This window comes from Streptomyces sp. NPDC096205 (assembly GCF_044763135.1).
Classification (GTDB): Bacteria; Actinomycetota; Actinomycetes; order Streptomycetales; family Streptomycetaceae; genus Streptomyces.
The window spans coordinates 124664-137146 of sequence record NZ_JBIWFS010000012.1; the positions used below are offsets into that span (position 1 = coordinate 124664).

At 70.9% G+C, this 12483-nt stretch carries 8 protein-coding genes and 1 pseudogene; 3 read left to right on the top strand and 6 right to left on the bottom strand.

Annotated elements, in window-relative coordinates:
- Positions 1-8 precede the first annotated feature (8 nt).
- The 5 genes and pseudogenes from ACIQ6Y_RS36250 to ACIQ6Y_RS36270 form a co-directional block, all read right to left on the bottom strand.
- Positions 9-3251: a nitrate- and nitrite sensing domain-containing protein gene (locus ACIQ6Y_RS36250; RefSeq protein WP_404046257.1), complete on the bottom strand. Its 3243-nt coding sequence runs from the start codon at positions 3249-3251 to the stop codon at positions 9-11.
- A 388-nt stretch (positions 3252-3639) separates the two neighbouring features.
- Positions 3640-4230, bottom strand: a complete 591-nt coding sequence (locus ACIQ6Y_RS36255) for a GTP-binding protein (RefSeq protein WP_399652336.1) — start codon at positions 4228-4230, stop codon at positions 3640-3642.
- Positions 4211-4609 carry a DUF742 domain-containing protein gene (locus ACIQ6Y_RS36260; RefSeq protein WP_399652334.1) on the bottom strand — a complete coding sequence of 133 codons (399 nt, stop codon included), beginning with the start codon at positions 4607-4609 and terminating at the stop codon, positions 4211-4213. The genes ACIQ6Y_RS36255 and ACIQ6Y_RS36260 overlap by 20 nt, the downstream gene beginning before the upstream one ends.
- A 114-nt stretch (positions 4610-4723) precedes the next feature.
- Positions 4724-5137 (bottom strand): roadblock/LC7 domain-containing protein, encoded by a 414-nt coding sequence (locus ACIQ6Y_RS36265; protein WP_003973453.1) that lies wholly within the window; start codon positions 5135-5137, stop codon positions 4724-4726.
- A gap of 1728 nt (positions 5138-6865) precedes the next feature.
- A pseudogene (locus ACIQ6Y_RS36270) lies at positions 6866-8611 on the bottom strand (nitrate- and nitrite sensing domain-containing protein); the annotation flags it as partial.
- A gap of 886 nt (positions 8612-9497) precedes the next feature.
- On the opposite strand from ACIQ6Y_RS36270, the gene ACIQ6Y_RS36275 reads away from it, so the two are divergent.
- The 3 genes from ACIQ6Y_RS36275 (at position 9498) to gltX (ending at position 12114) form a co-directional block, all read left to right on the top strand.
- Positions 9498-9686, top strand: coding sequence for a hypothetical protein (locus tag ACIQ6Y_RS36275; RefSeq protein WP_404046260.1), 189 nt, complete (start codon positions 9498-9500; stop codon positions 9684-9686).
- Positions 9687-9869: 183 nt separating this feature from the next.
- Positions 9870-10646 (top strand): fumarylacetoacetate hydrolase family protein, encoded by a 777-nt coding sequence (locus ACIQ6Y_RS36280; RefSeq protein ID WP_404046262.1) that lies wholly within the window; start codon positions 9870-9872, stop codon positions 10644-10646.
- On the top strand, positions 10630-12114 hold the full coding sequence (gltX, locus tag ACIQ6Y_RS36285; RefSeq protein WP_404046265.1) for a glutamate--tRNA ligase: 1485 nt from the start codon (positions 10630-10632) through the stop codon (positions 12112-12114). The genes ACIQ6Y_RS36280 and gltX overlap by 17 nt, the downstream gene beginning before the upstream one ends.
- 64 nt (positions 12115-12178) lie before the next feature.
- Here gltX and ACIQ6Y_RS36290 read toward each other — a convergent pair whose 3' ends face one another.
- Entirely contained in the window at positions 12179-12454 is a 276-nt protein-coding gene (locus tag ACIQ6Y_RS36290) for a hypothetical protein (RefSeq protein ID WP_404046268.1), read from the bottom strand.
- Positions 12455-12483: the final 29 nt, after the last annotated feature.

A 12483-nucleotide genomic window follows, 5' to 3' on the forward strand; every position in this document is an offset into this window, starting at 1 on the left:
GGCTCACACTAACGCTCCTGGTTGTAGGTGCTGTCAGGACCGAAGCCCTGGCCGTTCGTTTCACTTCCTGCGCTGCGTCCCCGCTGGACACCCCGGCGCAGGTTGCTCAGCCTGCCCCGGACGTCCTCGGGGGCGCGGGAGACCTGTGGGCCGCCCTGCGGGGTCGATTCCGCGGTGCCTTCGACCAGATTGGCCTTGGGCACCCGCCTCGGCAGGCCGGAGGAGGTGACCCCGCCCGCCTTGGGCTTCCTCAGCTGCGCGGCCTGCTGCCAGCGCTCGTCGTTCGCCGAGCGCCAGGTGTCGCCGTTGCCCTCCGGCGCGGAGGCCGGAGCTTCCCGGTCCGCGGGCCGAGCGCCGTTCGCGCTGCCGCCCGTGGCCCCGCGACGGGGGAGCCCGGCGTCGGTGGAGCCGGGGGACCCGCGGCGCGGAAGTCCGGCGTCGGTCAGCGCGTGCCCGGTGGAGGAAGCCGCATCCGGACGGTCGAAGCCTACGCGGTCCCGCTCACTCGCGTCAGCGGCCTGCGTGGATTCCGCTTGCGGAGCGTACTGGTCCGGGTAGCCGTTCTGGTAGCCGTCCTGCTGCTGCCAGTCCGCCTGGTAGGACTGCTCCTGGTAGCCGGAGAAGGTGTCCTGGCCGGCGGTGGGCACCGTCGCGTGCTGCTCCTGGCCGCCCTCCGCATAGCCCGGCTCGGGGTAGCCGCCGGAGGACGAGAAACCGTCCCCCTGCGGCAGACCGCCGTTGGGCGCGTAGTACTGCTCTTCGTACGCGGGCTGCTGCTGCTCCTCGTACGACGTCTGGCGGCCGTACGCACCGGACTCCTCCGGGTAGCCGTTCTGGCCGCCCGCGTAGCCGTGACCCGTGAACTCGTCGTACGACGACGACTCGTCGGAGTCCTGCGACGGCTGCTGGCCGTGCGTCTGGGCCTCCAGGGCCGCGCGGCGCTCCTCGCGCATCAGGGAGCGGCCCACCGGGTCCAGCTCACGGATGTCGTCGGGGACCTCGGTGTAGCGGCTGTCGTCGAAGCCGAGCTCGGCGGCCGTGCGCATCGGCTGGGCCTGCTGCCCGCCGAAGTCCTCGCCGCGGAACTGCTGCTCCGGGATGATCTGCGAGACGGTGAACTCGTCGCGCTCCATCGCCTGCTCGCCACCACCACCGTGGGTGATCGCGTCCGGCAGCATGACCAGCGACGTCGTACCGGCCTGCTCGCCCGAGGGGCGCAGCTGGACCCGGATGCCGTGCCGGTCGGACAGCCGGCCGACCACGAACAGGCCCATGCGCTGGGAGATCGCGGCGTCCACGGTCGGCGGGTTCGCCAGCTTGTGGTTGATGTCCGCGAAGTCCTCGGCCGTGAGGCCGATGCCCTTGTCGTGGATCTCGACCATCACACGGCCGTCCGGCAGACGGGTCGCGGTGACGCGGACCTTGGTCTGCGGCGAGGAGAACGTCGTCGCGTTCTCCAGCAGCTCGGCGAGCAGGTGCACGAGGTCGGTGACCGCGCGGCCGTGGATGTCGGCCTCGGGGACGCCGGACAGCTCGATGCGCTCGTACTGCTCCACCTCGGAGGAGGCGGCGCGCAGCACGTCCACCAGCGGGACCGGCTGGTCCCAGCGGCGGCCGGGCTCCTCGCCGGCGAGGACCAGGAGGTTCTCGCCGTTGCGGCGCATACGGGTCGCGAGGTGGTCCAGCCGGAAGAGGTTCTCCAGCTGGTCCGGGTCGGCCTCGTTGTTCTCCAGGTCGGTGATCAGGGTCAGCTGGCCCTCGATCAGCGACTGGTTGCGGCGCGACAGGTTGGTGAAGATCGCGTTGATGTTGCCCCGCAGCAGGGCCTGCTCGGCGGCGAGGCGGACCGCTTCGCGGTGGACCTGGTCGAAGGCGCGGGCGACCTCGCCGATCTCGTCCGTGGTCGTGATCGGAATGGGCGCGACCCGGGTGTCGACGCGGCCGGGGTCGGTGCGCGAGAGCTGGTCGACCAGCATCGGCAGACGCTGCTCGGCGATACCGAAGGCGGCGTTGCGCAGCTGGCGCATCGCACGGCTCATCTGGCGGGCGACCATGCCGGCCAGGATGAACGCGGCGAGCAGGGCCACGACGACGATGCCACCGGTGACGAAGGCGTCCTGCTTGGCGTCGTCGGCGATGACCTGGGCCTCGTCCACGGCCTTGTCCACGAGCTCGGTCTCGACCGTGTTGTAGCCCTCGAACTTCGCGGTGGAGGCACCCATCCAGGTCTGGACGGTGACGCCCTTCTCCGCCAGCTGGTCGGCGCTGAAGGCGCCGGAGGCGATGCCCTGGACCATGCGGTCGGCGGCGGGCATGGCGGAGTAGGCGCCGCCCTGCGTGGAGGAGGTCTGGCCGGCGTCGACCGCGGTGCCCTTGTCACCGACGGCCTTGCGCTGCTCGGCCATGACCTCGTCGAGCCGGTCGACGTCACCCTGGGTGGCGCCGGAGACGAACTCGTTGACCGCGATGCCCTCGAGGTAGCGGTAGGAGACCAGCGAGACGCGCTGCTGGGTGGCCACCTCGGGCTTGTCGCTCGGGCGCAGCAGCAGGTGCGTGCCGATCGAGCGCTGCAGCGAGGCGGCGGCCTTGGCGAGCGAGACGGCGTACACGGTACGGCCGTAGCTGGTGATGTTGCCGGTGCCGAGGTTCAGCTCGTTGGCGAACTCCATCAGACCGTGCTGGACGGCGACGTAGCCCTCCTCGGTCTTCACCGGGTCCATGGCTTCGGTGTAGGCGGCCTTGCGCAGCGCGTCGAGCTTGCTCTCGTTGGACTCGAACAGCTCCATACGGCGCTTGAGCGAGGCCGTCTGCGGAAGGTCCTGGGCCGCCTCGTCGAAGTTCTGCTTGGCCGCGTCGGTGGCGGCCCGCAGCTTCTCGACGTCGTCGGTGACGCCCTTGCCGGCGAGCAGGTCGGGCGCGCTCAGGTCACGCTCGTCGAGGAGAGCCTGGCCGTACTCGTCGGCGGCGCGCACGAGGAGCGCCACCTTCTCGGCGTCCTCGGCCTGCTGCCAGGTGTCGATCGAGCTCTTCACCTGGAAGCCGCCCATGACGAGGCCGACCAGCACGGGTATGAGCAGGATCGCGTTCAGCCGGGTCGGCACCCGCCAGTTGCGCGGGGACAGCCGGCCGCCGCTCTCGACGGGGGCGGCCGCGGGCTCCGAGCCGGGCACGGGGGCGGGCGCCGCACCGCGCGGCGGCGGGGTGAAGTTGCCCCGCGCGGGCGGCTCGGGACCGTTCTTGCTTCGCCTCACTCGACCAACAACCTCTCGGCGGCGGGCACCTACGTCGTGCCGCAGTGTCTCAGAGCCCGGTTCGTCATCGACCACGGAGTACGTCTTTGACTAATGGGCAGTTCAGGCATTCCAGCACGTCAACCAGTGCAGTTCCAAACATGGGGAAGCACCGGATCGGGATCTTGTAAGGGCCAGATAAAACGGTCATAAAGAACGAGCCCCGTCAAAAGACGGGGCTTTCGTGAGCGCAGCGAGACCGGCCGACCGCGACGCGTGGTGGCGTATGCCGATTCCTCTGCCGAAACGTTATGAACACCGGAGCCGGCCGTGTCAAAGGCCACAGCCGGCTCCGGAGCGTCTACGACAACCGTTGGACAACTGCCGTGCGGCACGGCAGATTTGGCTCCTACCGCAGGCGGGCCATCAGAGCGTGCTCCACCAGCGTGATCAGCGCGGACTTCGCATCCGCGCGGTGCCGGGCGTCGGTCGTGATGATCGGGGTGTCCGGGCCGATCTGCAGGGCCTCGCGGACCTCCTCCGGGTGGTACGGCTGGTGGCCGTCGAACCCGTTGAGCGCCACCACGAACGGCAGCCCGCTGTTCTCGAAGTAGTCCACCGCCGGGAAGCAGTCCGCCAGGCGCCGGGTGTCGACCAGGACGACAGCGCCGATCGCGCCGCGCACCAGGTCGTCCCACATGAACCAGAACCGGTCCTGGCCGGGCGTACCGAACAGGTACAGGATCAGGTCCTGGTCGAGGGTGATGCGGCCGAAGTCCATGGCGACCGTGGTGGTCGTCTTGTCCCCGGTGTGGGTGAGGTCGTCGATGCCGGCCGACGCGGACGTCATGACGGCCTCTGTGCGCAGCGGGTTGATCTCCGAGACGGCGCCGACGAACGTGGTCTTGCCCACGCCGAAGCCACCCGCCACCACGATCTTCGCGGAGGTGGTGGACCGTCCGGTGGAGACCGGACCGCCGCTAGAGCTTGCGAAGTCCACTGAGCACCCTTTCGAGCAGTGTCACGTCCGGCGCACCGGTGGTTTCGTCGCCACCCGGCTGGTGGATGGCGACCAGGCCTGCCTCGGCGAGGTCGGCCACGAGGATCCGGGCCACACCGAGCGGCATGGACAGCAGTGCCGAGACCTCCGCGACCGACTTCACCTCACGGCACAGATGGCAGATGCGCTGGTGCTCCGGCAGGAGCCCCATGAGCGCTGCCGGGTCGGCCGTGGTGCTGATCAGCGCCTCGATGGCGAGCTGGTAGCGCGGCCGGGTCCGGCCGCCGGTCATCGCGTACGGCCTAACCAGCGGCTGGTCGCCCTCGTCACCGTACGGATCGTCTGCGTACGGATCATGAGAGGCGGTGGGCGGGGTCATGAATCCTCCGGGCGGGACAGCAAGTCTCGGTCGGTCGTGCCGTCTGAGCAGGGCCGGTGGGGGGATTGTGTCGGCCGAACGGTGATTTGGTGAGGCAGGTGGATCTCGGGGTGATCAGTGAAGCAGACTGCCTTGGAGCTCGGCGCGCAGGTCGGGCGTGAGGACCGCTCCCGCGCGATCGACGAGGAGCGCCATCTCGTAGCCCACCAGGCCGATGTCGCACTCGGGGTGCGCGAGCACGGCGAGCGACGAGCCGTCCGAGACGGACATGAGGAAGAGGAACCCTCGCTCCATCTCGACGACCGTCTGCGCCACGTTGCCGCCCTCGAAGATCCGGGAGGCCCCGGCCGTCAGCGAGGTGAGTCCCGACGCGACGGCCGCCAGCTGGTCGGCGCGGTCCCGCGGGAACCCCTCCGACATGGCCAGCAGCAGGCCGTCGGCGGACACCACGACCGTGTGGGACACCCCGGGGGTGTTGTCCACGAAGTTGGTGATCAACCAGTTGAGGTTCTGTGCCGCCTGGCTCATCGGGCTCAACTAACGCTCCTGCTGGTGAGAGGGGCTGGGGAAGCTGCCGGTCTGGCCGGTACCGGTACCGGCCTGGCGACCCTGAGCGATGCCCCTGCGGAGATTGGTCAGCCGCCCGCGCACGTCGTCAGGCGCACGCGAGACCTGCGGACCGGCTTGGTGCTGTTGCTGCTGAGCCGTACCCGGGACGAGGTTCGCCCGGGGTACCCGGCGCGGAAGGCCGGACGTCGTGATGCCGCCCGCGGCCGGCTGCCGGACGCGCTCGGCCTGCCGGACGAGGTCGTCGTTCGGCGAGCTGCGCCAGGCGGTGGCGGCGGGACGCTGGGGGGCCGGCGCCGGAGCGGCGGCCTGCGGCTGCTGCGGGGCGGCCGGAGCCGCGCCCTGCTCGCCCTGGCGCTCCTGGCGGAACCAGTTGGTCTCCAGCGTGTCGTACAGCGGCGTACGGCCGTCACCCGGGCTCGGCGCCGGCGGCAGGGCCTCCGGCTCCGGGCGCGCGGCGGGCCGCTGCTGCTGCGGACGCTGCGGGGCGGCCGGGCGCCGGGCCTCGGCACCGCCCTGCTGGGGACGCTCGAACTGGCCCGTGGAGTTGCCGTCGTACCCCTGCGGGGCCGGGAACTGGCCCGTGGAGCCGTTCTGGTAGCCCTGCGGAGCGGCGAACTGGCCGGTGGAGCCGTTGTCGTAGCCCTGCTGGGCCGGGTACTGGCCCGTCGCGGCCGGGTTCTGCGGGGCCGGGAACTGGCCGGTGGAGCCGTTCTGGTAGCCCTGCGGCGCCTGGAACTGGCCGGTGTCCTGGGGAGAGTTCGCACCCGGGCGGCCGTAGTCGGCGGAACCGGCCGGCAGACCCTGACGCTCGTCGGCCCGCGGAATCGCCGGCATCTCCGCGGTGGACCCGGGACCCTGAAGATCGTCGACCCGGGGCATACGGCCCGTGCGGTCGAGGTCGGACTCCTCGTGGCCGCGCGGGGCGTCCAGCGAGGCGCGGGAGACCGGCGGCTGCGCGTTGTCGTCGCTCCAGGCCGGCCGCTGCTGCGGCGCGGAACCGCCGGGCAGCTCGGGCCGGGCACCGCCCTGCGGCGGCAGCTGGGGCCGGCGGCGGCGCGAGCCGCCCTGCTCGGCGCCCGCGTCGCCGTGCTGCGGGGTCGCCCCGCCACGGGGACCGCCGAAGGCGTCCTGACCCTGGCCCTGGCCCTGGCCCGGGTTCTGGTTCTGACCCTGCTGGCCGCGCGGGCCACCGAAGGCGTCCTGGCCCTGCTGACCGCGCGCACCGCCGAAGGCGTCCTGGCCGCCCTGCTGCGGTCGGCCCTGGCCGCCCGCGGGCGCCTGACCGAAGCCGGCCTGCGCCGGAGCCGGACGGCCCTGCCGGCCACCGGGGGCCTGCTGACCGGGCAGCTGCTGACCGGCCGGAGCCTGCTGGTTGCCGGGACCCTGCGGGGCGTTCGGACCCTGCGGGCCACGCGCACCACCGGGCGTACCCGGCAGGGCGGCGCGCGGACCCTGGCCGCCGCCGAGCAGCCCGCCACCGGCGGCGGGGGCACCGCCACCGAGCGCGCCGCCGTTCTGGCGCCGGGCCGCGGCCGCGCCGGCGGCGGCCTGAGCCGCGGCCGGACCGCCGACACCCGGGCCCTGACCGGCCTTGGGCTGAGGCTTCTTGCCGCCCTGGGCGACATCGACGGGCAGCATGACCAGCGCGGTCGTGCCACCGGAGTCGGACGGGCGCAGCTGGATACGGATGCCGTGGCGCTGCGACAGACGGCCGACCACGAACAGACCCATGCGGCGGGAGACGGAGACGTCCACGGTCGGCGGCTGCGCGAGCCGCTCGTTGATCGCGGCGAGGTCCTCGGGGGACAGGCCGATACCGGTGTCGTGGATCTCGATCAGCACGCGGCCGTCGGGCAGCGCGTGACCGGTGACCTTGACCTTGGTCTGCGGCGAGGAGAACGAGGTCGCGTTCTCGAGCAGCTCGGCGAGCAGGTGCACGAGGTCGTTGACGACCCGGCCGGCGACCTGCGTGGTCGGCACGGAGGCCAGCTCGATGCGCTCGTACTGCTCCACCTCGGACGCGGCGGCGCGGAGCACGTCGACCAGCGGGACCGGGCGGGTCCAGCGCCGGCCGGGCTCCTCACCCGCGAGGACGAGGAGGTTCTCGCCGTTACGGCGCATACGGGTGGCGAGGTGGTCCAGCTTGAACAGCGAGGCCAGCTGGTCGGGGTCGGCCTCGCGGGACTCCAGCTCGGAGATCAGCGACAGCTGGCGCTGGATCAGACCCTGGGAGCGGCGCGAGAGGTTGGTGAACATCGCGTTGACGTTGCCCCGCAGCAGGGCCTGCTCGGCGGCGAGGCGGACCGCCTCGCGGTGCACGTCGTCGAAGGCCGCGGCCACCTGGCCGATCTCGTCACGGGAGTGCACACCGACCGACTCCACGGACGTGTCGACGTCCTGCGGGTCGGACTCGGACAGCTGCTTGACCAGCTCGGGCAGCCGGTCCTGGGCGACCTTGGTGGCGGTCTCCTGCAGCCGGCGCAGCGAACGGATCATGGAGCGGGCCACGACGAAGGCGCCGACGAGGGACACGCCGAGCACGAGCAGGATCAGCGCACCCGAGATGATCGCTTCCTGCTCGGACTCGCTGCGCAGCTCACGGGCCTTCTGCTCCATGTCGTCCAGGAGCTGGGTCTCGATCTTGCGCATCTGCTCGATCTTCGCCGAGCTGTCGTCCACCCAGTCCAGGTAGGAGCGGCGGCCCAGGCCGTCGATGCCGTCGATCCGGCCGAAGGCGCGGTCGGCGTAGAGGTCGGCGTCCTTGATGGTCGCGTTGCCCTCTTCGATGGGCTTGAGCGTCTCCGCGGCGTCCTCGGTGCCGTAGATGCTGCGGAAGCTCGCGAGCTCGGACTCCTCGCTCTCCAGGGCCGACTGGCCGTAGAGGCGGTCGTTCTCGGAGAGGTCGCCGTCGCTCTTGTTGTTCGCCGGGAGGGCGGCGGCCAGGACGGCGCGCTGGATCGACGCGTACTCCTTGGCGGAGGAGAAGGCCGCCAGCGTACGCGTCCGCTTGATCATCTCCGGGTTGCTGGTGGCCTCCGCCATGTCCTGGGAGAGGTCGAGCAGGTGGGTGATCAGGCGGTGGTAGGCCTCCACCGTCTGGGTGGAGTTGCGCTCGGACTCGTAGGCCTTGGAGCGGATCTTGGCGACGTTGCCGAGTTCGCCGACGAGACCCACGAGGGTGTCGCGCACGCCCTGGAGGTTGCCGTCCTTGGCGGCGGCGTCGATCTCCTCGGAGGCGTTGACGAAGTTGTCCATGGCCCGGTCCGTCTTGGTCCGGTAGCCCTTGATCGTCAGGTCGTTGGCCGTGGAGTCGTGCGCCAGCGGGCCGGCCGACCTGTCGCGCTCCTCCTGGAGGGCGGCGGCGAGCTCGGTGGCCTGCTTGGTCATGTCCGTCAGCAGCCGCATGTTGTCGAGCTGCTGCATGTCGTCCATGGACTGGTTGATGCGCAGGGCACCGAGGGTGGTCGCGGCGACCACGGGGAGCGCGAGCAGCGAGACCAGTCGGGTGGAGATGCGCCAGTTGCGCAGCGCTATTCGGGGGCCGGGGCCGGTCGGCCCCGTCGGCGGCTTCACGGACGGGGTGGGCGTGGCCGACGGTGCGGACCCGCCGGGACGCCCCGAGCGGTCTGCGTCGGACGACGTCGGGCCCTGGTTCTGGGCGTGCTGGGGCGAGGAGCCGACGGCCTTGGGGCCCGTCCCGCCATGCGGCTCCGGCTCCGCCGAAGCGCTGCCATCCCTCTTGAAACGTCCCTGCACTAGCGTCGCAACCTCTGGACCAGGCGCCCTTCCGAGTGAACGGAAGAACGGTGTCGGCGTCGTCGGGGACGCCCTGAATACGTCCCCGGATGGTCGTGAGTGACCGGCGCTGGCTTCCCCCTTCTCACCGCCACTCGGCGCTGTGTGCGCCCCTGCGCGCCGGTTCGATCCCGCGGCGGTCCGAGGAATTCCAGCACAGTGCAGGATCTCCAACAAGGCCCGTAGGCCAGGCCGCGACTTCCGTGACGGGCTGTGAGGGTCGGGTCACGAGCCGTACACCGACGCCTCCCATATAACGGACATATGCGGGCGATTGGCCGAGGGGGTCCCCGTGTCCCAGTCGCCATGATCAGGAGCGGAATGGCAGCTTCAGGGGTGCAATGTCCGTTTCGTGGGCATGAGTTGCGGGCCTGAATTGACCGGTTTGAGTGTCGATTCGTGAGCAAACTCACACGGGGATCATGGGCTCTTCACGCGTTCAGCAGGGAATCCGATGTTTAGCCTGACGCTTTACAACAGGTAACGCTCTGACAACCAGCCACACGACAGGATCCGGACAACCGTGAAGACGACGACGCTGTTCCGCCTCGCCAACCCGCGGCGCACCACGCTGGCGCACCTGACGGACGCCGACGAACTGCAGACCCCGGAGCGCCTGGAGCACTCCGTCGAACTCCCCGCGCAGACCGCCAACCCCCGGCGGACGATCCTGATGGAGCTCCCGGCCACGGCCGGCGCCTCCGCAGAGTAATACGCACGGCGCAGGCCGGCCGTTCGGGTCGAGCACGGCTCGAGCACCCCTGTAGAGCCGAGGGCGCCGCGGACCACCCGGTCCGCGGCGCCCTCGGGCGTATATGGGCGCGGCAGCCGCCGCCTGCCGCGTTAGCCTGGAGCGTCAGATCCAGCCGCTCTCAGTCAAGGGGCCAAGCAACCCGTGCGCATCGCCAGGTTCTCCATCGACGGGAACGTCGCCTTCGGCGCGGTCGAGGGTGAGAAGCAGGACGAGCTCGTCCTCGACATCATCAAGGGCATCCCGTTCGCGGACTTCGAGCTCTCCGGTACGAAGGTGCCGCTGAGCAAGGTCCGGCTGCTGCCGCCGGTGCTCCCCAACAAGGTCGTGGCCTTCGGCCGCAACTACGCCGAGCACGCGCGCGAGCTGGGCAACGAGGTGCCCGAGGACCCGTTCGCCTTCTTCAAGCCCGCCACGTCCGTGATCGGCTCGGGCGACGCGATCCAGTACCCGACCTTCTCCGAGGACCTCCACCACGAGGCCGAGCTGGCCGTCGTCATCGGCCGTATGTGCCGCGAGGTCCCGCGCGAACGCGTCAAGGACGTGATCTTCGGCTACACCTGCGCCAACGACGTCACCGCCCGTGACGTCCAGAAGCGCGAGAAGCAGTGGGCCCGGGCCAAGGGCTTCGACACCTCCTGCCCGCTCGGTCCCTGGGTGGAGACCGACCTCGACCCGAGCGACCTCACCATCCAGCTCACGGTCAACGGCGACCAGCGCCAGCTCGGCCGGACGAGCGAGATGATCCACTCGGTCGAGGACCTGATCGTCAACATCACCGAGGCCATGACGCTGCTGCCCGGCGACGTCATCCTCACGGGCACCCCCGCGGGGGTCGGCCCCCTGGCTGTCGGCGACGAGGTCGCCGTCACCATCGAAGGCATCGGCACTCTCACCAACAAGGTTGTCAAGCGTGGCTAGCGCACCCGTACGCGTCCGTTTCTGTCCTTCGCCCACCGGTAACCCGCATGTGGGCCTGGTCCGCACCGCCCTGTTCAACTGGGCCTTCGCGCGCCACCACCAGGGCACTCTGGTCTTCCGCATCGAGGACACCGACGCGGCCCGCGACTCCGAGGAGTCCTACAACCAGCTGCTCGACGCGATGCGCTGGCTGGGCTTCGACTGGGACGAGGGCCCCGAGGTGGGCGGCCCGCACGCGCCCTACCGCCAGTCGCAGCGCATGGACCTCTACAAGGACGTCGCCCAGAAGCTCCTGGACGGCGGCCACGCCTACCACTGCTACTGCTCCCAGGAGGAGCTGGACACCCGCCGCGAGGCCGCCCGCGCCGCCGGCAAGCCGTCCGGCTACGACGGCCACTGCCGCGAGCTGACCGCCGAGCAGGTCGAGCAGTACCGGGCCGAGGGCCGCGCGCCGATCGTCCGCTTCCGCATGCCCGACGAGACGATCACCTTCACCGACCTGGTCCGTGGCGAGCTCACCTTCACTCCGGAGAACGTCCCGGACTACGGGATCGTACGAGCCAACGGAGCCCCGCTCTACACGCTCGTGAACCCGGTCGACGACGCGCTGATGGAGATCACCCACGTCCTGCGCGGCGAGGACCTGCTCTCCTCCACCCCGCGCCAGATCGCCCTGTACAAGGCGCTGATCGAGCTGGGCATCGCCAAGGAGATCCCGTCCTTCGGTCACCTGCCGTACGTGATGGGCGAGGGCAACAAGAAGCTCTCCAAGCGCGACCCGCAGGCGTCCCTGAACCTCTACCGCGAGCAGGGCTTCCTGCCCGAGGGCCTGCTCAACTACCTCTCCCTGCTCGGCTGGTCGCTCTCCGCCGACCGGGACGTCTTCTCGATCGAGGAGATGGTCGCGGCCTTCGACATCAAGGACGTGAACCCCAACCCGGCGCGCTTCGACCTGAAGAAGTGCGAGGCGATCAACGGCGACCACATCCGCATGCTCGATGTGAAGGACTTCACCGAGCGCTGCGCCCCCTGGCTGAAGGCCCCCTTCGCCCCCTGGGCGCCGGAGGCCTTCGACGAGGCCAAGTGGCAGGCCATCGCCCCGCACGCGCAGACCCGCCTGAAGGTCCTGTCGGAGATCACCGACAACGTCGACTTCCTGTTCCTGCCCGAGCCGGTCTTCGACGAGGCTTCGTGGACCAAGGCGATGAAGGAGGGCTCGGACGCCCTGCTGCGCACGGCGAGGGAGAAGCTGGAAGCGGCGGACTGGACGTCGCCCGAGTCCCTCAAGGAGGCCGTCCTGGCCGCCGGCGAGGCCCACGGCCTCAAGCTCGGCAAGGCCCAGGCCCCCGTCCGCGTCGCCGTCACCGGCCGCACGGTCGGCCTGCCCCTCTTCGAGTCCCTGGAGATCCTGGGCAAGGACACGACGCTGACCCGCATCGACGCGGCGCTGGCGAAGCTGGCCGCGTAACGCTGACGCACCTGCGAGGGGCGGCGCCCGGAAACCCGGGCGCCGCCCCTCGGGCGTTTCCGCCTCAGTCCGAGTCGATCAGGTAGGCGCTCTCCTCGAAGGCCTCCACCGCGACGACCGCCAGGACCGCCCCGGCCACCGCGTACTCCACCTTCAGGCCCGGCCCCACGTAGGCCCGGCGCAGGTGCTCGTCCGGGCCGATGGGCGCGGAGGCTGCCCTGCGGAACGGGTCGCGGGCCAGGACCCGCACCGCCCGGTCGAGCTGGGCCCGGCCCGCGGCGGGCAGTGTGTCGTACGTCGCACGGGCCTCGACGGTGAACTGGACGCGGCGTTCGCTCATGCCCCCGCAGTGTGCCGGCCGGCCCCCTT

Excerpts from the sequence above, each read along its gene's own strand:
- ACIQ6Y_RS36260 (WP_399652334.1), bottom strand. The coding sequence starts at position 4,609 with ATGACCCCGCCCACCGCCTCTCATGATCCGTACGCAGACGATCCGTAC.
- ACIQ6Y_RS36290 (WP_404046268.1), bottom strand. The coding sequence starts at position 12,454 with ATGAGCGAACGCCGCGTCCAGTTCACCGTCGAGGCCCGTGCGACGTAC.
- ACIQ6Y_RS36265 (WP_003973453.1), bottom strand. The coding sequence starts at position 5,137 with ATGAGCCAGGCGGCACAGAACCTCAACTGGTTGATCACCAACTTCGTG.